Origin of the sequence: Minwuia sp., assembly GCF_048007105.1 — a bacterium.
Taxonomy (GTDB): Bacteria; Pseudomonadota; Alphaproteobacteria; order Minwuiales; family Minwuiaceae; genus Minwuia.
Map to the genome: position 1 here is coordinate 1,860,801 of NZ_CP180352.1, position 18,895 is coordinate 1,879,695.

Annotated in this window: 16 protein-coding genes; 7 read left to right on the top strand and 9 right to left on the bottom strand. The window is 65.3% G+C overall.

Features of this window, described 5'->3' with window-relative positions:
- Positions 1-56: 56 nt before the first annotated feature.
- From ACMVY4_RS08990 to ACMVY4_RS09005, 4 genes are all read left to right on the top strand, one after another.
- A complete protein-coding gene (locus ACMVY4_RS08990; RefSeq protein ID WP_416899823.1) occupies positions 57-845 on the top strand; it encodes an enoyl-CoA hydratase/isomerase family protein in 789 nt (262 codons plus the stop codon).
- Between the two features lie 387 nt (positions 846-1,232).
- Positions 1,233-1,715: a PAS domain-containing protein gene (locus ACMVY4_RS08995; RefSeq protein WP_416899824.1), complete on the top strand. Its 483-nt coding sequence runs from the start codon at positions 1,233-1,235 to the stop codon at positions 1,713-1,715.
- A gap of 120 nt (positions 1,716-1,835) precedes the next feature.
- A complete protein-coding gene (locus tag ACMVY4_RS09000) occupies positions 1,836-4,151 on the top strand; it encodes a xanthine dehydrogenase family protein molybdopterin-binding subunit (RefSeq protein WP_416899825.1) in 2,316 nt (771 codons plus the stop codon).
- A gap of 14 nt (positions 4,152-4,165) precedes the next feature.
- The gene (locus ACMVY4_RS09005) at positions 4,166-4,840 is read left to right on the top strand and encodes a dienelactone hydrolase family protein (protein ID WP_416899826.1); all 675 of its coding nucleotides are present in this window, start codon (positions 4,166-4,168) and stop codon (positions 4,838-4,840) included.
- A gap of 79 nt (positions 4,841-4,919) precedes the next feature.
- Here the strand turns inward: ACMVY4_RS09005 and ACMVY4_RS09010 are convergent, their stop codons facing one another.
- The 6 genes from ACMVY4_RS09010 to clpS all read right to left on the bottom strand — a co-directional run bounded on the left by ACMVY4_RS09010 (position 4,920) and on the right by clpS (position 11,082).
- On the bottom strand, positions 4,920-5,624 hold the full coding sequence (locus ACMVY4_RS09010) for a copper resistance protein B (RefSeq protein ID WP_416899827.1): 705 nt from the start codon (positions 5,622-5,624) through the stop codon (positions 4,920-4,922).
- A 3-nt stretch (positions 5,625-5,627) separates the two neighbouring features.
- Positions 5,628-7,406, bottom strand: a complete 1,779-nt coding sequence (locus ACMVY4_RS09015) for a copper resistance system multicopper oxidase (protein ID WP_416900284.1) — start codon at positions 7,404-7,406, stop codon at positions 5,628-5,630.
- A gap of 234 nt (positions 7,407-7,640) precedes the next feature.
- Entirely contained in the window at positions 7,641-7,811 is a 171-nt protein-coding gene (locus tag ACMVY4_RS09020) for a hypothetical protein (RefSeq protein ID WP_416899828.1), read from the bottom strand.
- Between the two features lie 90 nt (positions 7,812-7,901).
- A complete protein-coding gene (locus tag ACMVY4_RS09025; protein WP_416899829.1) occupies positions 7,902-8,315 on the bottom strand; it encodes a c-type cytochrome in 414 nt (137 codons plus the stop codon).
- Positions 8,316-8,383: 68 nt separating this feature from the next.
- On the bottom strand, positions 8,384-10,750 hold the full coding sequence (gene clpA / locus ACMVY4_RS09030) for an ATP-dependent Clp protease ATP-binding subunit ClpA (RefSeq protein ID WP_416899830.1): 2,367 nt from the start codon (positions 10,748-10,750) through the stop codon (positions 8,384-8,386).
- 8 nt (positions 10,751-10,758) lie between these two features.
- Complete coding sequence (gene clpS, locus ACMVY4_RS09035) at positions 10,759-11,082, bottom strand: ATP-dependent Clp protease adapter ClpS (protein ID WP_416899831.1); 324 nt, start codon at positions 11,080-11,082, stop codon at positions 10,759-10,761.
- A 202-nt stretch (positions 11,083-11,284) separates the two neighbouring features.
- Here clpS and ACMVY4_RS09040 point away from each other — a divergent pair, with 202 nt between their 5' ends.
- The 3 genes from ACMVY4_RS09040 to ACMVY4_RS09050 all read left to right on the top strand — a co-directional run bounded on the left by ACMVY4_RS09040 (position 11,285) and on the right by ACMVY4_RS09050 (position 14,772).
- Complete coding sequence (locus ACMVY4_RS09040; RefSeq protein WP_416899832.1) at positions 11,285-12,520, top strand: serine hydrolase; 1,236 nt, start codon at positions 11,285-11,287, stop codon at positions 12,518-12,520.
- A 202-nt stretch (positions 12,521-12,722) separates the two neighbouring features.
- Positions 12,723-13,991, top strand: coding sequence for an MFS transporter (locus tag ACMVY4_RS09045; RefSeq protein ID WP_416899833.1), 1,269 nt, complete (start codon positions 12,723-12,725; stop codon positions 13,989-13,991).
- Positions 13,984-14,772 (top strand): SDR family NAD(P)-dependent oxidoreductase, encoded by a 789-nt coding sequence (locus tag ACMVY4_RS09050; RefSeq protein WP_416899834.1) that lies wholly within the window; start codon positions 13,984-13,986, stop codon positions 14,770-14,772. The genes ACMVY4_RS09045 and ACMVY4_RS09050 overlap by 8 nt, the downstream gene beginning before the upstream one ends.
- Before the next feature lie 51 nt (positions 14,773-14,823).
- Here ACMVY4_RS09050 and serA read toward each other — a convergent pair whose 3' ends face one another.
- The 3 genes from serA to ACMVY4_RS09065 all read right to left on the bottom strand — a co-directional run bounded on the left by serA (position 14,824) and on the right by ACMVY4_RS09065 (position 18,813).
- Positions 14,824-16,398: a phosphoglycerate dehydrogenase gene (serA, locus tag ACMVY4_RS09055; RefSeq protein ID WP_416899835.1), complete on the bottom strand. Its 1,575-nt coding sequence runs from the start codon at positions 16,396-16,398 to the stop codon at positions 14,824-14,826.
- 106 nt (positions 16,399-16,504) lie between these two features.
- On the bottom strand, positions 16,505-17,674 hold the full coding sequence (locus ACMVY4_RS09060; protein ID WP_416899836.1) for a phosphoserine transaminase: 1,170 nt from the start codon (positions 17,672-17,674) through the stop codon (positions 16,505-16,507).
- Between the two features lie 116 nt (positions 17,675-17,790).
- Positions 17,791-18,813, bottom strand: a complete 1,023-nt coding sequence (locus ACMVY4_RS09065; protein WP_416899837.1) for an aspartate-semialdehyde dehydrogenase — start codon at positions 18,811-18,813, stop codon at positions 17,791-17,793.
- Between the last annotated feature and the right edge of the window lie 82 nt (positions 18,814-18,895).

Below are 18,895 nucleotides of genomic sequence, written 5' to 3' on the forward strand. Positions count from 1 at the left end.
GCCACGCGCCGCGGGCAAGATGACGGCAGTCATCAAGCTCGCGGGGAGGCGGGAACATGTCGGAAGATCTCAAATACGAAGTGCGCGATGGTGCGGCCTGGGTCACGCTGAACCGGCCGGAAGCGCTGAACTCCATGAACCAGAACATCCTGGACGGCTATTTCCGGGTGATGGACCAGGCCGAGGCCGATGACGAGGTCAAGGCGGTGGTGTTCACCGGCACCGGACGGGCCTTCTCGGCCGGCGCCGACCTGAAATACGTGCTCAGTTTCATGGGCGAGGGCGATCCGGTGAAGATCCGCACCTTCATGAAGCGGGCCTATGCCGCATTCGCGCGGGTCGGCGAGTGCGAGAAGCCGACGATCGCGGCAGTGAACGGGATTACCGCGGCGGGCGGCATGGAACTGCTGCTGGCCTGCGATCTGGTGATTGCCGCCGAGTCGGTGAAGATCGGCGACGGCCACATCAACTTCGGCATGCTGCCCGGCGGTGGCAGCTCGATCCGCCTGCCGCGCAAGATCGGCGAAACGCGTGCGCGCTATCTGCTGCTGACGGGCGAACTGCTGCCGGTGAAGGACATCGCCGACTGGGGGCTGGTCAACGAGATCGTGCCCGACGATCAGCTGATCGCGCGCACCGAGGACCTGGTGAAGCGTCTGACTTCCAAGAGCCCGCTCGCCATGCGTCTGATGAAGCACATGATCGACCAGGGGCTGGACATGCCGCTGGACCGCGCCCTGCAGACGGAGATGCATGTCTGGGAAGCCTACGGGCAATCCCATGACGTGGTCGAAGGGCTTTCCGCTTTCAGCGAGAAGCGGGCGCCAGCGTACAAGGGGCGTTGATCGCCCATTTCGACTATTTCTAATCATTATTGTATTGGGTGATCGCGAATACCCGCAGAATTCTGCGGAATGCGGTCACCCGACACGATTCTTCCAAAATTGACTTATGCACGATTGCCGTGCATGAATTACCCTGATACTGCTGGAACCTTCTGATCAGCTGCTGGTTGGTCGATCAGGGCAGACCCCGTCCATTTCGAGTCAAGCTGCGGCGTGAAGTTTCCGGTCCGGTAATCCTTCTGGGGTATCCAGCGACGCATTATGGCGCGGGCGTGTCCTCGTGCGGCGGCCGTCCTGGGATGGAGAACGAGCATAGAAGAGCGCATCGCCAGCGAATTCGCGACCGGCAATCTGAACGCCGAGACGAGGCGTTGGCTCGACGGGCCGATGCATGGCGCGCGCATCACGCCGTCGCCCCGGCGCGAGGATCTCCACTACCACGCGCTGCAATCCCTGCATGATTACTGGACGGGCCTGCCCAAGGTCGAGGGTGTTGCGGACGTGATGAAGGTCGATCCGTCGAGCATCACACCGGCCCTGGGTTATGTCGCTCTTCTGGACGTGATCGATGGCGGCCGGGACTTCTACTACAGCCTCTACGGCAGCAAGACCGCGAATGTCAGCGGCTTTGACATGACGCACAAGCATCTCAGCGAGATCCCGACCACGCCGGAAATCGTGACCTTCTTCCGCGCCGGCTACATGACGCTGGTGACCCACCGGGTTCCCCTGCTGACCGTGCACAAGGCGCCCGACCACATCACCATCAGCTGGTGGCATCGCCTGCTGCTGCCGCTGGGCGAGTCGGGCGAGGTCCGCCGCCTGCTGGTCGGGATTGTCCCGACCCGGACCAAAAACGCCGAACCCTGAGGCCCCCGGGGGGAGCGCTCCGCCTCAAAAAATCCCGGTCATCCGGTGTCAATCCCTGTTCGGCCCGGATTCTATCGCCCATACTCCCGGCACGGATTGACGACGCAAGGGGAGGCGGGAATGAAATTCGGCATCGGAGACAGCGCGCGGCGCATCGAGGACCCGGTTCTGGTCCGGGGACAAGGACGCTACACGGACGATGTCCATGTCGACGGCGCCCTGCGCGGCTATGTCTTCCGCTCACCCGTCTCTCACGCCGACATCAAGGGGCTGGACGTCAGCGCGGCGCGCGAGGCGCCCGGTGTCGTGGCCGTGCTGACCGGGGCCGAACTGGACGAGGACGGGGTCAAGCCGATCCCCTGCCTGACCGATATCCGCAACGCCGATGGCTCCGCTCATTTCAAGCCGGCGCGCCACATCCTGGCCAAGGGCCGGGTGCGCTATGTCGGCGAGCCGGTTGCCTTCATCATCGCCGAAACGATGGCGCAGGCGCAGGACGCCGCCGATCTGATCGAGTTCGACTTCGACGAACTGCCCGTCGCCACCGGCACCTACGAGGCGACGCTGGACGGCGCGCCGCAGATCTGGGACGAGGCACCCAACAACGTCGTCCTGAATTACGAGAAGGGCGACAGGGAGAAGGTCGACGGCATCTTCGGTCAGGCCGCGAAGGTCTCGAAGGTCCGCATCGTCAACAACCGCCTCGTCTGCAACGCGATGGAGCCGCGTGCGGCGGTCGCCGAGGTGAAGTCCGACAGCGACCGGATCACGCTCTACGTACCCAGCCAGGGGCCGGGCCTGCAAATACAGCAGCTCGCCGGGATCCTGGGCATCGAGATGCCGAAGCTGCGGCTGATCACCGGCAATGTCGGCGGCGGTTTCGGCACCAAGGCGTTCCTCTATCCGGAAGCGGTAATGACCCTCTGGGCGGCGAAGCGGCTGAACCGCTCCGTGCGCTGGACCGGCGACCGCGGCGAGATGTTCGTCTCCGACAGCCAGGGCCGCGACCATGTCACCGAGGTCGAGGTGGCGATGGACGCGGACGGCCGGTTCCAGGCCCTCCGGGCCACGACCTGGGCGGCGATGGGCGCCTATCTCGCCAACTTCGCGCCCTTCATCCCGACAGACGCCTGCGCGGGCATGTATACGGGTCTCTACAAGATCCCGGTGATGCATCTGAACGTGAAGGGCGTCATGACCAACACCGTGCCGACCGACGCCTATCGCGGTGCGGGCCGGCCGGAGGCGGCCTACATGATCGAACGGCTGGTCGAGCAGGCCGCGCGGGACATGGGTGTCAGCCCGGACGAGATCCGGCGGCGCAACTTCCCGACCGTCGAGGAGATGCCGCACACGATGGGGCTGGGCGACGTCATCGATTCCGGCGACTTCAACGGCATGATGGACGACGCCATGTCCGACATCGACTGGACCGGCTTCGAAAGCCGGCGCAAGCAGTCGGAGGCCGCGGGCAAGCTGCGCGGCATCGGCATGTCGACCTATGTCGAGCGCTGTGGCGGCGGCGCGGGCGTGCCGGCGCGGCTGTCCTTCGAGGAGCCGGGCAAGCTCCGGCTCTATTCCGGCGCGCTGGATTCCGGCCAGGGTCACGCCATCTCCTACGCCCAAATCCTGTCGGAGAAGTTCGGTATCGAGATCGAGGAAATCGAGATGATCCAGGGCGACACCGACCGTGTGCCGCCGGGCTTCACCGGCGGATCCAAGTCGATTCCCGTAGGCGGCGCCTCGGTGCTGACCGCGGCCGAGGAATCTATCGAGAAGGGCAAGAAGGTCGCCGCGAAGGTGATGGAGACCGCCGATGTCGATATCGAGTTCGCCGACGGCCGCTTCACCGTGGCCGGCACCGACCGCTCCATGTCGATCTTCGAGGTCGCCGAGGCGGCGAAGGACCCGGCGAACCTTCCCGAGGGCGCGGAACCGGGTCTGGATGCGCAGAAGGACCACAACAACGAGAAGCCGACCTTCCCGAACGGCTGCCACATCTGCGAGGTCGAGGTCGATCCGGCGACCGGCATGGTGGAGATCCTGGACTATGTCGCCGTCGACGATTTCGGCGTGACGCTGAACCCGCTGATGCTGGCCGGCCAGGTGCATGGCGGCATCGTGCAGGGTCTGGGGCAGGCCTGGACCGAACACACGGTCTATGACGAGGACAGCGGCCAGCTGCTCTCGGGCAGCTTCATGGACTACCAGATGCCGCGCGCCGACGAGATGCCGGAAATCCGCTTCCGCACCCGCAACGTCCGTTGCACGACCAATCCGCTGGGCGTGAAGGGCGCGGGCGAGGCCGGCGCAATTGGTGCGCCGCCGGCCTTTGTCCACGCGGTCCACAATGCCGTGATGAGCGCCGGCAAGCCGCTCGACGGACTGGAAATGCCGCTGACGCCGATGAAGGTCTGGTCGGCGCTGAACGGCTGAAGGAGGACATCACGATGGGCGAATGGATCAAGCTGAAGGCCGCCGACGGGCACGAGTTCGACGCCTGGCAGGCGCAGCCTGACGGCAAGCCCAAGGGCGCCGTCGTCGTCATCATGGAAATCTTCGGCGTCAACGAGCACATCCGGGACGTCGCCAACGGCTATGCCCGTGACGGCTATCTGGCCATCGCGCCCGCGATCTATGACCGTATCGAGCCTCGGCTGGAATGCGGCTACTCGCCGGACGAGATAGCCAAGGCGCGCGAATGGCGCGGGGCCTGCGATCTGGACAAGGTGATCATGGACGTCGAGGCCGCGGTCGACGAGGCGTCGAAGGCGGGCAAGGTCGGCATGGTCGGCTATTGCTGGGGCGGCTCGATCGTCTTCGTGTCCTGCTGCCGTCTGGGCGACAAGCTTGCGGCGGGCTCGGGCTATTACGGCGGCCAGATCGTCCCGCATCTCGGCGAGGAGGTGAAGGCCCCGCTGATGCTGCATTTCGGCGAGAAGGATGGCGGCATCCCGCTGTCGGATGTGGAAAAGATCCGCGAGGCCAAGCCGGACGTGAAGATCTACATCTATGACGGCGCCGGTCACGGCTTCAACTGCGACCACCGGGCGGACTTCCATCCCGAGAATGCCGCGCTCGCCAGGGGGCGAACGCTGGAGCACTTCGCGAAGCACGTCGGCTGACGTCAGGCGGGTTCAGCGGCGGAACAACGGGGCCGGGCTGACAACTGCAGCCCGGCCCCCTGCTGTCTGACCGTCCCGATCAGAACATGATGCGGGTTCCGATGACGAAGAACACCGTACCCGGCTCTTCTCCGTCCGCACGGGCCCGGTCGGCCGTTTCGCCGAACTTCCGCTCGTAGTGGACGCCGACATAGGGTGAGAACAGCCGGTCAACGACGTCGTAGCTGAGCCGCCCGCCGACTTCCAGCGTCGGGCCGAATGCGCCGATCCCGCTTGCCGGATCGTCGTTGAACGGCAGGTCGAACTCGATGCTGGGCATGAAGATGATCCGGTTTGTGATCAGGCCTTCGTACTCGACCTCGAACCGCGCTGACGGATGGTCCGACAGGAACAGGTCGGCATCCACCTCGAACCACTGTTTGGTCAGCCCGTGCAGTCCGATGACGCCGTGGACGCGGTTTGCGCCCTCCGGCGTATCGATGCGGACGCCGGCCACGGCATCGAAGAAATCCGACACCGGCGTCTGCAGCCGCAGCTGGTTCTCCAGAACCTCGAAGGCGTCCTCGGCGGTCGCGTAATCAGCCTCGCTGCGCCATACGACCTTGAGTTCGTCCTTGCCGATCTGCGCATCCAGATCCCAGGCGAACTGGTCTGATCCTTCATCGATGCGGTATTCGGCCTGCTCGACCTGGATTCCCCAGATGACGGGTTCCGATCCGGCTGCAAACGCGGCCCAGAGCATCGCCGCGGCGGCCGCGGCGCAGAAAAATCCCGAATTGCGCATGGCCTACCCCCGGGTCTCGACGTCGGCGGATTTGCCCTTCGGCCCGCCCTCGACGATCACCTTGCGGAACATGCCGGAGTCCGCGTGGTAGGACAGGTGACAGTGGAAGGCCCACTCGCCCGGCGCATCCACTTCCGTCTCCATGTAGACCGTCGTGCCCGGCGCCACGCTGACGACGTGCTTGATCGGGTTCCACTGGCCCGCGCCCACATCCAGGATCGACCACATGCCGTGCAGATGCATGGGATGGGTCATCATGGTCGTGTTGACGAACTTGAAGCGCACGCGTTCGCCGTATTGCAGCCGGATGGGCTCGGCGTCGGCGTATTTCACGCCGTTGATGGACCAGACATAGCGCTCCATGTTGCCGGTCAGCTTCAGCTCGATTTCACGGGTTGCGGCGCGGTGTTCGTAGAGCGGCTTCTGCGCGCGCAGATCGGCGTAGGACAGGAACTTGCCGCCATTCGCCGCTTCCGGCGTGAGGCCGCTGCCCGGTGCATAGAACGGGTCTGCGCCTGCTGTCATGCCGTGTCCCATCTTCGAGTGGTCCATCTCGCCGTGGTTCATCTTCGAATGATCCATCTTCGAGTGGTCCATCTCGCCGTGGTTCATCTTCGAATGACCCATCTTCGAATGATCCATGCCGCCGCCGGTGATCGCCGCGAGCGTGTCGTGACCGCCCGAACCGTGACCCTCATGGCCGCCACCGTGGCCGCCATGCTCCCCATGCGCCATGCCCATGTCGGCCATGGTCAGCAGCGGGTCCTCGCGCAGGCCCGGCACCTCGGCCGTCATGCCTTCGCGCGGCGCCAGCGTGCCGCGGGCGAACGCCGTCCGGCCCATGGATTCGCCGAAGATCGTGTAGGCGCGGTCCTCTGTCGGCTGCACGATGACATCGAAGGTCTCTGCGACGGCGAGGCGGAACTCGTCCACCTCGACCGGCTGCACGTTGTTGCCGTCATTCTGGACCACGGTCATCTTCAGACCCGGAATCCGGATGTCGAAATAGGTCATCGCCGACGAGTTGATGAACCGCAGGCGGACCTTCTCGCCGGCCCTGAACAGACCGGTCCAGTTCTGGTCCGGGCTCCTGCCGTTGATCAGCGGCGTGAAGCCCTGCAGATCCTCGATGTCGGTCGGCATCATCCGCATGTCGCCCCAGTCGCCCCGGTCGGACAGCGCCTTGTCGACACCCTTCTCCTCGGCGTCGGAGAAGAAGTCGAGCAGGGTCCGCTGCTTGCGGTTGTAGTAGTCCGGCATCATCTTCAGGTTCCGGATGATCCGGTGCCCCCTGTGCGGATGGGCGTCGGTCAGCTGCACCACGTAGTCGCGGTCATAGCTGTAGGGATCGCCGTTCTTCGGTTCGATGATGATCGCCCCATAGGCGCCGTCGGGCTCCTGGAAGTCGGTATGGCTGTGGAACCAGTAGGTCCCGCTCTGCACGATCGGGAAGCTGTAGGTGAAGGTCTCGCCCGGTTCGATCCCGGGATAGCCCCCGAAGCCGGGCACGCCGTCCATGCTGGTCGGCAGGATCAGGCCGTGCCAGTGGATCGAGGTCGGCTCCGAGAGATTGTTGGTCACATTGATCGTGACCGTCTCACCCTCCCTGAAACGCAGCGCCGGCCCCGGCGAGGCGCCGTTGTAGCCGACACCGGAGCGGGTGAAGCCGCCGGTGTCGATGGTGACCGGATCGACGGTCAGATTGTAGGTGCCCGCCAGCGCCGGCGCCGCAACAGCGGTCAACGCCCCGGCAGTGATCGCGGCGTTCAGAAGGCTGCGCATCATTCGTATGGATTTCATCGGACTGTGCTCCTGGACGCGCTCCGGCAGTCGGCACGGTGCGCGCGAATGCTGTCGCCGACGATGTCGCCGGCGGTTTCGGGTTCAGGAGAGCGGTCTGGGTGGGGGAGACGTGGTCTCCGGCATGGCCGGTGTGGCCGTCCGCGGCGCGTGCGCCACAGCCTCACCCCGCATGGGCCAGCCGACGGGCGCCTCGGGCAGCATTGCGAGGCCGGCTCAGAAGCCATGGTCGCAGGGGATCACGATCGAGCAGGACAAACGGTCATGGGTGACGTTGACCTGTTCGTCGGCGTGGGTCTCGACGACGCCATGGCTCGAATGATCATGGTGGACAGGCGTGGCCGACAGGAACGACGGCAGCGCCGGTGCGAAAAGCATCACCAGCAACAGGGCCGCAATCCGGGGCCGCCATGTCCAATGCCGTGTCATGAGCAGAATTTGGACTTTCCAGTCAGGAGAACGTCAATTGCCTCGCGATCAGTTGATTCCATTGGCCCGCTGCAGTTCGCGGATATAGGCAATGATCGCGGCGATGTCGGCATCGGCCACACCGGGGACGGGCGGCATGTTGCCGAACTCCCAGTGGTGCTGCCGGACGCCCTGTTTCACCGCGAGCACGAAACTGCCGTCGCCGTGATGACCGGGTTCGTAGATCTTGTGGACCAGCGGCGGGCCGCCCGGACCGCCGGCCGCATTCTGGCCGTGGCACGTGACGCAGTTGGCCGAGAACACCGCCGCGCCGCGCTGCGCCGCCGGGGTGAGTTCCGGCACGGTGACCGCAACCTGATGCGCGAGGCCGCTGCCGGCACCATCCGAGCGTTCGAGCAGAACAATCCCGCCGACAACGGCGGCCAGCACGGCGATCAGGATGAGAACGGCGGTGATGCGCATGGAAACCTCGCGGACCGGTAAGCGTCCGCGAGGATGTTCATTCCAGCAGCTGGAAGGTCAAGCGGCGGCTACTTCGTCGGCTCGGGCAGGGCCTTCTTCTTGCCCTTGCCGCCGCGCTTGGGCTTCTTCGAACTGCTTTCCGGCGCGGATTCCAGATCGAAGGCCAGCGCGCCGTCGGCGAGGCGGACCTTCACATGGCCGCCCTTCTTCAGCTTGCCGAACAGCAGTTCTTCCGCCAGCGGCTGCTTGATCTTTTCCTGGATCACGCGGGCCAGCGGCCGGGCGCCGAATTCCGGTGTGTAGCCGCGGTCGGCGAGCCAGGAGCGGGCCGCGTCCGTCAGCGAGATGGTGACGTTGCGATCGATCAGCTGGCCTTCCAGTTGCAGCACGAACTTGTCGACGACACGGGCGACGACTTCCGGGCCCAGCGGCGAGAAGGGAATCACGGCGTCGAGGCGGTTCCGGAACTCCGGCGTGAACAGCTTCTTGATCGCTTCCTGATCCTCGTCTTCCTTCATGCCACGGCCGAAACCGATCGAGTGCTTCTGCATCTCGGCGGCGCCGGCATTGGTGGTCATGATCAGGATGACGTTCCGGAAATCGATCTTCTTGCCGTTGTGATCGGTCAGCTTGCCGTGGTCCATCACCTGCAGCAGCAGGTTGAAGACGTCCGGATGGGCCTTCTCGATTTCGTCGAGGAGCAGGATCGAATGCGGGTGTTGGTCGACCGCATCGGTCAGCAGACCGCCCTGGTCGAAGCCGACATACCCCGGGGGCGCACCGATCAGGCGGCTGACCGTGTGGCGCTCCATGTATTCCGACATGTCGAAGCGGTGCAGTTCCAGACCCATCGTGTCGGCCAGCTGGCGCGCGGCCTCGGTCTTGCCGACGCCGGTCGGGCCGGAGAAGAGGTAGCTGCCGATGGGCTTCTCGGGCTCGCGCAGGCCGGCGCGGGCCAGCTTCACCGCCGACGAGAGGGCTTCCAGCGCCTGGTCCTGACCGAAAACCGCGGTCTTCAGATCGCTTTCCAGATTGGCCAGCGCCAACTCGTCCTTCTTGGTCACGGACTTCGGCGGGATCCGGGCGATCTTGGCCACGACGGCCTCGACGTCCTTCACGCCCAGCACCTTCTTGCGGCGGTGGTTGGGCTTCAGCATCTCGGCGGCGCCGACCTCGTCGATCACGTCGATTGCCTTGTCGGGCAGCTTGCGGTCGTTGATGTAGCGGGCCGACAGCTCCACCGCGGTCTTCACCGCATCATTGGTGTAGCGGACCTGGTGATGCTCCTCGTAGTAGGGCTTCAGGCCCGTCAGGATCTTCACCGCGTCCTCGATGGTCGGCTCGTTGACGTCGATCTTCTGGAACCGGCGCAGCAGCGCGCGGTCCTTCTCGAAATAGCCGCGGTACTCCTTGTAGGTGGTGGAGCCGATGCAGCGGATCGAGCCGGACGCCAGCGCCGGCTTCAGCAGGTTCGAGGCGTCCATGGCGCCGCCGGAGGTCGCGCCGGCGCCGATGATGGTGTGGATCTCGTCGATGAACAGGATCGCGCCGTCATGGCCCTCGACCTCGCGGATGACGGCCTTCAGCCGCTCCTCGAAATCGCCGCGGTAGCGGGTGCCAGCCAGCAGCGCGCCCATGTCGAGGGCGAAGATGGTGGCGTCCAGCAGCACGTCGGGCACGTCGCGTTCGACGATGCGGCGGGCGAGGCCTTCGGCGATGGCGGTCTTGCCCACGCCGGGTTCGCCGACGTAGAGCGGGTTGTTCTTCGAGCGGCGGCAGAGAATCTGGATTGTCCGCTCGATCTCCATCGCACGGCCGATCAGAGGGTCGATCTTGCCCGACCGCGCCTTCTCGTTCAGATCGACGCAGTACTGCGCCAGCGCCTCGTTCTCCGCCTGACGCTCCTCTTCCGCCGCGGCTTCCTCGCCGGCGGGCTCGCTCTCTTCCTCGCCCTCGTCGTCGGCGCCGCGCACGGACCGGTTCTCGCCCAGGCCCGGAGCCTTGGCGATGCCATGGCTGATATAGCTGACTGCGTCGAGGCGGGTCATGTCCTGCCGCTGCAGGAAGTAGGCGGCGTGGCTCTCGCGTTCGGCGAAGATGGCGACCAGGATGTTGGCGCCCGTGACTTCCTCGCGGCCCGAGGACTGGACGTGGATCAGGGCGCGCTGGACGACGCGCTGGAAGCTCAGCGTCGGCTTGGCGTCCTCGTCATGACCCTGCACCAGATCGCCGAGCTCGTTGTCGACGAACTCGGTCAGGTCCTTGGCCAGCGCTTCCAGATTGACGTCGCAGGCGCGCAGCACCGCCACGGCGTCCGGATCGTCCAGCAGGCTGAGCAGCAGGTGCTCCAGCGTTGCATATTCGTGCTGGCGTTCGCCCGCATAGCCGAGGGCGCGCCGCAGGGTCTCTTCGAGGTGCTTGGAAAGCGAGGGCACGATGTCTCCTATTCCGCCTTTTCCAGGGTGCATTGAAGCGGGTGCTGGTTCTCCCGCGCAAGGTTGATGACCTGCGTCACCTTGGTCTCGGCGACTTCGTATGGGTAGATGCCGCAGACTCCGACGCCCTTCTGATGGACGTGCAGCATGATCTGGGTCGCGGCTTCCTGATCCTTGTTGAAGTAGCGCTGCAGGACGTAGACGACAAACTCCATTGGCGTGTAGTCGTCGTTCAGCATCAGAACCCGCCAGAGCGAAGGCTTCTTGGTCCGCGGGCGGGTCTTGGTGATTACGCCGGTTTCGTTATCGGAATCGGTTCGCTTGTCCGTCATGGTTCCCTGATGGTAGCAGCAAGCCTGGAAGGAAAGATTAATGGAATCCTGACATGGCTCAATTGGTGTTTCGAGGGTCGATTTTGAAGGTACGGTGACAGAACGTTACACCCGGTTTCAACGATGAGTTGGACCGCGAATCGCATTCCCGCTAAATTGTTGACGAATCGATCCTTATCGCTCTGCCCTTCGGAGGTGTCCCTTGCGCTTGCTGGGCCTCGGTAGAATTTCCGGATCGCACATCATTGCAGGACTGCTGACGGCAGTCCTCGTCGTTTCGGCCGCTGGGTCCGCCGATGCAGCCAACAAGCGGCAGAAGGCCGGCATCGTCGTCGATGCGGGTTCGGGTGCGGTCCTCTATCAGCACAATGCGGATGCGCGGGTTTATCCCGCCTCCCTGACGAAGATGATGACCCTCTACCTTGCCTTCGAGGCGGTGGAGGACGGCCGTCTGTCGATGAAGCAGCGCCTGCCGGTGTCGCGCAACGCCGCGCGTCAGCCGCGGGTCAAGCTGGGCCTGAGCGCCGGCAGCACCATCGAGCTTCAGGACGCGCTGATGTCGATGATCGTCCGCTCGTCCAATGACAGCGCCGTCGTCGTGGCCGAAGCCATCAGCCGCACCGAAAGCGCTTTCGCGCGGCGGATGACCGAGAAGGCCCGGGAACTGGGCATGATCAACACCCAGTTCCGCAACGCCAACGGCCTGCCCGACCGCGCGCAGTGGACCACGGTGCGGGACATGTCGACCCTGGCGCTCGCGCTGATCCGGGACTTTCCTAAATACTATGTCTGGTTCAGCGCCGAGAACTTCACCTACAACGGCCGTCGTATGACCACGACGAACAAGCTGTTGCGCAGCTATTCGGGCATGGACGGGTTGAAGACCGGCTACATCAACGATTCCGGCTACAATCTCGCGGCTTCCGCCAAGCGGAACGGCCGCAGGTTGGTCGCTGTCGTGGTCGGCGGCCGCACGGGCGCGCGCCGCAACCAGGAAGTCCGCCGCATCATGGGCATCGGCTTCCAGCGCGCCCGCGACAATACGAAGATCCAGCTGGCACAGCGGCCGATGCCGCCCGGTCGTCCGCTCGACGACAGCATCAAGCCCGGTACACTGCTGAGCCGCATCAACGTCATAAGTTCCGCGAACGCGGCGGCGCCGCCGCCGGAGCCGCCGCTGCGGCTGACGCCGGCCGACTACGGCGTTCAGGTCGGGGCGTTCAGCACCGAGAGGCGGGCCCGCTTCGGCGCCCGCATGGCGGTGACCGCGGCGCCGGGCTTTCTTCACAACCGGCCGGTGGCCATCGATCCGATCCCGAACAAGCAGCGGGCCATCTACCGCGCCCGCGTGCTCGATCTCAGCCTGGCCGAGGCGCGGGAGACCTGTCAGACGCTGCGTTCGAAGCAACTCGACTGCCTGGTTGTGAAGACGCAGTAGCAGGCCCGCCGGACGAGTTCCGATCCTTCGCGATACGCTGCCGGCATGTGCCGGACGCATGAGCGCTATCTCCTCGGCGGAGAGACCGTACTGGACGGGTGGCCGCCGGAAGGCGTAATCCAGATAGTGCCGATGGAGGAGACGGGCGTACGCGGCCGCAAGAAGCCGCCTGACCTCGTCCCCGTGTCCAGGGGAGGAAAGCTTGACCGAAAACAGCGCTACGTCCGCCGGCGTGTCCGGCGGCTCGGGCGGTTGGCTCCGCATCGTTGCCGTCGTCTTCCTGCCTTTCGCCAGCGGCTATTTCCTTTCCTATCTCTACCGCGCCCTGCCGTCGCTGATCGGCGACCGCATCCGCGACGAGCTGGTGCTCGATGCCGGCGTGCTGGGGCTGGTCGGCGCGGCCTATTTCCTCGCCTTCGGTCTGGCGCAGCTGCCGGTCGGCATGGCGCTCGACCGTTTCGGACCCCGCCGCGTGCAGACGGTTCTGCTGCTGATCGCGGGCCTCGGCGCCGTGATCTTCGGCCTGGGCACCAATGCCGAGACGCTGATCCTCGGCCGCGCCCTGATCGGTCTCGGCTGCGCCGCCGGTCTGATGGGCTCGTTCAAGGCCATCACGCTCTGGTTTCCGCAACGGCGCTGGCCGCTGGTCAACGGATGCCTGCTCGGCATGGGCGGGCTGGGCGCGCTGATGGCGACGACGCCGGTCGAGATGCTGCTGGGTATCATCTCCTGGCACGAGCTGTTCTTCTGGATTGCCGGCGCGTCCGCCGCATCGTCGCTGCTGATCTTCTCGGTCGTGCCCGAGAAGCCTGGCAGCACCAATCCGATACCGGCATCCGAACTGTTCGGCAGCCTGAAGCAGGTCTATTCAAGCCGCGCCTACTGGCGGATCGCGCCTATGGCGGTGATGACCATGGCCACCGGTATGGCCATCCACAATCAGTGGGCCGGCCTGTGGCTGAAGGATGTGGCGCTGTTCGATCAGGCCACCGTCGCCTTCTATCTGCAGACGCTCGGCATCGCGCTGACCGCCGGGTTCGTGATGGGCGGCGTCGTGGCCGACGTGCTGACCCGCTACGGCGTGCCGCTGCACGCGATCATGGCGGGCGGCGTCTCGGTCCTGATCTTCTCGCAGCTCTCGATCGCGCTGGGCTGGGACCCGTCCGGGCACTGGCCCTGGATCCTGCTGGGCCTGTCGTCGAACATGTCGGCGCTGGCCTTCCCGTGGCTCTGCGGCCAGTTTCCGCTCAATCTTGCGGGACGGGTGAATTCCGCGCTCAACGTGTTCGTGTTCCTGGGCGTCTTCGTTGTCGCCTCGCTGATCGGCTGGATCATCAAGCAGTATCCGGCATCGGCGGCGGGCGGGTATGCGCCGGAAGGCTACGAGACGGGACTGCTCGTCATCATCGCGGCGGAGTTCGCCGCCTTCATATGGTTCCTGGTTCCTGGAGGGGAGAAGAAGAATGGCTGATCTGAAGGGGAAGGCCGCCATCGTCACCGGCTCGGCGACGGGCGTCGGCGCGGCCACCGCCATCCTGCTGGCCGAGCACGGCTGCAATGTCGTGGTCAACTACACCAAGTCGAAGGCCGAGGCCGAAGACACGGCCAAGCAGTGCCGCAACCACGGCGTCAACGCGATCACGGTGCAGGCCAATGTCGCGCAGGACGAGGACTGCAAGAAGCTGGTGGACGCTGCCATCGCCGAATTCGGCCGTCTCGACCATCTGGTCAACAATGCGGGCACGACCAAGTTCGTCGCCCATCCGGACCTGGAAGGGCTGTCTGCCGAGGATTTCCAGTGGATCTACTCGGTCAACGTCGTCGGGCCGTACCAGATGATCAAGCACGCCGCGCCGCATCTCAGGAAGGACGGCGGCGGGTCGGTGACCAACGTGTCATCCATCGCCGGCGTCACCGGTCTCGGCTCATGCGTCGCCTACGCTGCCTCCAAGGGCGCGCTGAATACCATGACGCTGTCGCTGGCCCGTGCGCTCGGCCCGGGGATCCGGGTCAATGCGATCTGCCCCGGCATGATCCAGGGCAAGTGGCTGCGCGAGGGCATGGGCGAGGAGCGTTATGACACCTACCTGCAGCACCAGTTGAAGACCAACCCGCTGCAGAAGGTCTCGACGCCCGAGGACAATGCTCGCGCCATCCTGATGTTCATCACCGGCTCGGACCTGATCACCGGCGAGACCCTGCTGGTCGACGGCGGCTATCATCTCGGCTTCGCGCCGACGGTCGCACGGTAGGGACCGCCGCCGCCGCATCCCGGATTGTCCGGGACGCGGCGGGGCCGGATATCAGAAGCTCAGCGCGTCGGCCCGCTGGACGTATTCCGTCAGGCCGGTCACCTGTTTCAGCACCTTGGGCGAGACCGCTTCGTCGACCTGGATGAAGGCCACGGCGTTGCCGTTGGCGCGGCCGAGGTGGAAGGTGCCGATGTTGACCCCGGCATCGCCCAGGATCGTCCCCAGTTTGCCGATGAAGCCCGGCTTGTCGTGGTTGCGCACGAACAGCATGTGCTCCCCGATCTCGGCTTCCATGTTGATGGTGTCGATCTCGATCACGCGCGGCAGGTCGCCGGCGAACAGCGTGCCGCCGATGCAGCGGGTGCCGTTCTCGGTCTCGACGAAGACGCGGATGGCGGTCTGGTAGTCGCCGGGCCGCTCGTCGCGCTCCTCGACGATCTGGATACCGCGCTCACTGGCCATCACCGGCGCGTTGACCATGTTGATCGAGTCCATCATCGGCTTCAGCAGCCCCTGCAGCACGATCGCGGTCAGCGGCTTGACGTTCAGATGCGCCACGCGGCCCTGGTAGGAGACGCGCACCGACTTCAGGCCGCTCTTGACGGTCTGGCCCATGAACGCACCGAGCTGGTCGGCCAGCTTCTGGTAGGGCTTCAGCCGCGGCGCTTCCTCGGCGGTGACCGAGGCCATGTTGAGCGCGTTGGAGACGGCGCCGTCGATCAGGAAGTCCGCCATCTGCTCGGCGACCTGCAGCGCCACGTTCACCTGGGCCTCGTTGGTCGAGGCGCCGAGATGCGGCGTGGTGATCACTTCCGGGTGGCCGAACAGGACGTTCTCCTTCGCCGGCTCGGTCGAGAAAACGTCGAGGGCTGCGCCCGCAACCTTGCCGGAATCCAGCGCCGCCTTGAGGTCGTCTTCGACGATCAGGCCGCCGCGCGCGCAGTTGACGATGCGGACGCCGTCCTTCATCTGCGCCAGCGCCTCGGCGTTGATCAGGTTGCGGGTCTGATCGGTCATCGGCGTATGGAGGGTGATGAAATCGGCGCGGGCGTAAAGCTCGGGCAGTTCGACCTTGTCGACGCCGAGTTCCGTGGCACGGGCTTCCGACAGGAACGGGTCGGCAGCGATCACCTTCATCTTCAGGCCCTGGGCGCGGCTGACCACGATCGCGCCGATATTGCCGCAGCCGATGACGCCGAGGGTCTTGCCGGTGACCTCGACGCCCATGAACTTCGACTTCTCCCACTTGCCGGCCTGGGTGGAGGCATCGGCCTGCGGGATCTGGCGGGCCAGCGCCATCATCATGGCGATGGCGTGCTCGGCGGTGGTGATGGAATTGCCGAAGGGCGTGTTCATGACGCAGACGCCGGCGGCGGTAGCGGCGTTGACGTCGACATTGTCGACACCGATGCCGGCGCGGCCGATGACCTTCAGGTTTGTCGCCGCGTTCAGCACGTCGGCGGTGACCTTGGTCGCGGAGCGGACGGCCAGGCCGTCATATTCGCCGATGATGGCGATCAGCTCTTCCTTGGACAGGCCGACCTTCTCGTCGACCTCGACGCCGCGTGCGCGGAAGGTCTCGGCGGCCAGCGGGCTCATCTTGTCGGAAATGAGAACTTTGGGCATGGGATGTTCCTCGAACGGTTTGCCGTCTCCGGACATGATCCGGGGCATTCGTGGCAAAGGGGTATGAGGCCCCCGGGGCGGGCCCGGGGGCGACAGGAGGGGAGGTTCAGGCAGCGGCCTTCTGGAAGTCGGCCTTCACGGTCGCGTAGGCCCAGTCGAGCCAGGGCGTCAGCGCCTCGACGTCGGATGTCGCCACGGTGGCGCCGCACCAGATCCGGAGACCCGGAGGCGCATCGCGGTAGCCGTTGATGTCGTAGGCGACGCCCTCGTCCTCCAGCAGCTTGGACAGCTTCTTCGGCACGTCCTTCTGCTGGTCGGCGGAGAGGCCCGCGAACCAGGGATCGGAGATCGCCAGGCAGACCGAGGTATGGGAGCGGATGGCCGGATCCTGCGCCAGGAAGCTGGCCCAGTCGGAGTCCGCGACCCAGCTTTCCAGCGCCGCCAGGTTACCGCGGCAGCGGGTGATCAGACCCTTCAGGCCGCCAACGCTTTCGGCCCAGCCCAGGGCGTCAATAGCGTCCTCGACCGCCAGCATGGACGGCGTGTTGATGGTCTCGCCCTTGAAGATACCTTCGTTCAGCTTGCCGGACTTGGTCATGCGGAAGAGCTTCGGCATCGGCCAGGGCGGGGTATAGCTCTCGAGACGCTCGATGGCGCGCGGGCCGAGGGCGAGCATGCCGTGTGCGGCCTCGCCGCCCAGCACCTTCTGCCAGGACCAGGTGACGGCATCCAGCTTGTCCCAGTCCAGATCCATCGCGAAGGCCGCCGAGGTGGCGTCGCAGATGGTCAGGCCCTCGCGGTCCCCGGCGATCCAGTCGCCATTCGGAACGCAAACGCCGGACGTCGTGCCGTTCCAGGTGAAGACCACGTCATGGGCGGGATCGACCTTCGACAGGTCGGGCAGTTCGCCGTAACCGGCCTCGATGACGCGGACGTCCTTCAGCTTCAGCTGCTTGGTGATGTCGGTGACCCAGCCGGAGCCGAAGCTTTCCCAGGCCAGAACGTCAACCGGGCGCTGGCCCAGCAGCGACCACATCGCCATTTCCACGGCGCCGGTGTCGGAGCCGGGGACGATGCCGAGCACCCAGCCCTCGGGCATGCCGAGCAGCTTGCGGGAGCGGTCGATGACATCCTTGAGTTTCGCTTTTCCGATCGCAGCGCGATGGGAACGGCCCAGAGCGGCTGCGCTGAGGGCTTCGGCGGACCAGCCCGGGCGCTTGGCGCACGGACCGGACGAGAATTCAGGCGCCGCCGGACGCCTTTCCGGTTTCTGCATGGATACCTTCCAGTACCTAGCCTCCCGTTGGGGGGAGGTGACCCGCGGCGGAAGATAGAGTGCGACGGAAATCGGTCAATGTGCGACGTGGGGGTGCGACACGATGGCAGATTCGGTCAGGCGGCCTTCTGCAGGAACCGGCTGCCCAGGGTCTCTGCGATCTGCACCGTGTTGAGCGCCGCGCCCTTCCGGAGATTGTCGGAAACGACCCAGATGTTGAGACCGTTCTCGACCGTCGAGTCCTCTCGGATGCGGCTGATGAAGGTGGCGTAGTCGCCGACGCAGTCGACCGGCGTGATGTACTGGTCGTCCTCGGGGTTGTCGACGACCATGCAGCCCGGCGCCTCGCGCAGCATTTCGCGGCATTCCTCGGCCGACAGCGGCTCTTCCAGCTCCAGATTGATCGCCTCGGCATGGCCGACGAAGGTCGGTACGCGCACGCAGGTGGCGGTCAGCTTCACCTTTGTGTCGAGGATCTTCTTGGTCTCCACGACCATCTTCCACTCTTCCTTGGTCGAGCCGTCTTCCAGGAAGATGTCGATATGCGGGATGACGTTGAAGGCGATCTGCTTGGTGAACTCCTGCGGCTCGGGCGCCTGGTTCACATAGATCGCCTTGGTCTGGTTGAAGAGCTCGTCCATCGCCGCGCGGCCGGCGCCGGAGGTCGACTGGTAGGTCGAGACCACGACGCGGCGGATCTTCGCGCGGTCGTGGATCGGCTTCAGCGCCACCACCAGCTGCGCCGTCGAGCAGTTGGGATTGGCGATGATGTTCTTCTTCTTGTAACCGGCGAGCGCGTCCGCATTCACCTCGGGCACGATCAGCGGCACGTCCGGGTCCATGCGGAAGGCCGACGAGTTGTCGATGACGATGCAGCCCTTGGCCGCCGCCTTCGGCGCCCATTCCTTCGCTACCGAACCGCCGGCGGAGAACAGCGCCATGTCGGCCTTCGCGAAGTCGAACTCCTCCAGCGCCTCGCATTTCAGAGTGCGGTCGCCGAAGGAGACTTCCCTGCCCTTGGACTTGCGGCTCGCCACCGCGAAGACCTCGTCGGCGGGGAACATGCGCTCGTCCAGGATGTTGAGCATCTCGTGGCCCACATTGCCGGTGGCGCCCACGACGGCGACGCGATAACCCATGATCGGACCTCGTATGGTGTCAGAGGGAAGGCGGCTACATACGCCTCGCCGATGCGGCATTCAAGGGAACCGGCCCGGCGTC

Coding starts and splice junctions, on each gene's coding strand:
- ACMVY4_RS08990 (WP_416899823.1), top strand. CDS start 57: ATGTCGGAAGATCTCAAATACGAAGTGCGCGATGGTGCGGCCTGGGTC.
- ACMVY4_RS08995 (WP_416899824.1), top strand. CDS start 1,233: ATGCATGGCGCGCGCATCACGCCGTCGCCCCGGCGCGAGGATCTCCAC.
- ACMVY4_RS09000 (WP_416899825.1), top strand. CDS start 1,836: ATGAAATTCGGCATCGGAGACAGCGCGCGGCGCATCGAGGACCCGGTT.
- ACMVY4_RS09005 (WP_416899826.1), top strand. CDS start 4,166: ATGGGCGAATGGATCAAGCTGAAGGCCGCCGACGGGCACGAGTTCGAC.
- ACMVY4_RS09010 (WP_416899827.1), bottom strand. CDS start 5,624: ATGCGCAATTCGGGATTTTTCTGCGCCGCGGCCGCCGCGGCGATGCTC.
- ACMVY4_RS09015 (WP_416900284.1), bottom strand. CDS start 7,406: ATGCGCAGCCTTCTGAACGCCGCGATCACTGCCGGGGCGTTGACCGCT.
- ACMVY4_RS09025 (WP_416899829.1), bottom strand. CDS start 8,315: ATGCGCATCACCGCCGTTCTCATCCTGATCGCCGTGCTGGCCGCCGTT.
- clpS (WP_416899831.1), bottom strand. CDS start 11,082: ATGACGGACAAGCGAACCGATTCCGATAACGAAACCGGCGTAATCACC.
- ACMVY4_RS09050 (WP_416899834.1), top strand. CDS start 13,984: ATGGCTGATCTGAAGGGGAAGGCCGCCATCGTCACCGGCTCGGCGACG.
- serA (WP_416899835.1), bottom strand. CDS start 16,398: ATGCCCAAAGTTCTCATTTCCGACAAGATGAGCCCGCTGGCCGCCGAG.
- ACMVY4_RS09060 (WP_416899836.1), bottom strand. CDS start 17,674: ATGCAGAAACCGGAAAGGCGTCCGGCGGCGCCTGAATTCTCGTCCGGT.
- ACMVY4_RS09065 (WP_416899837.1), bottom strand. CDS start 18,813: ATGGGTTATCGCGTCGCCGTCGTGGGCGCCACCGGCAATGTGGGCCAC.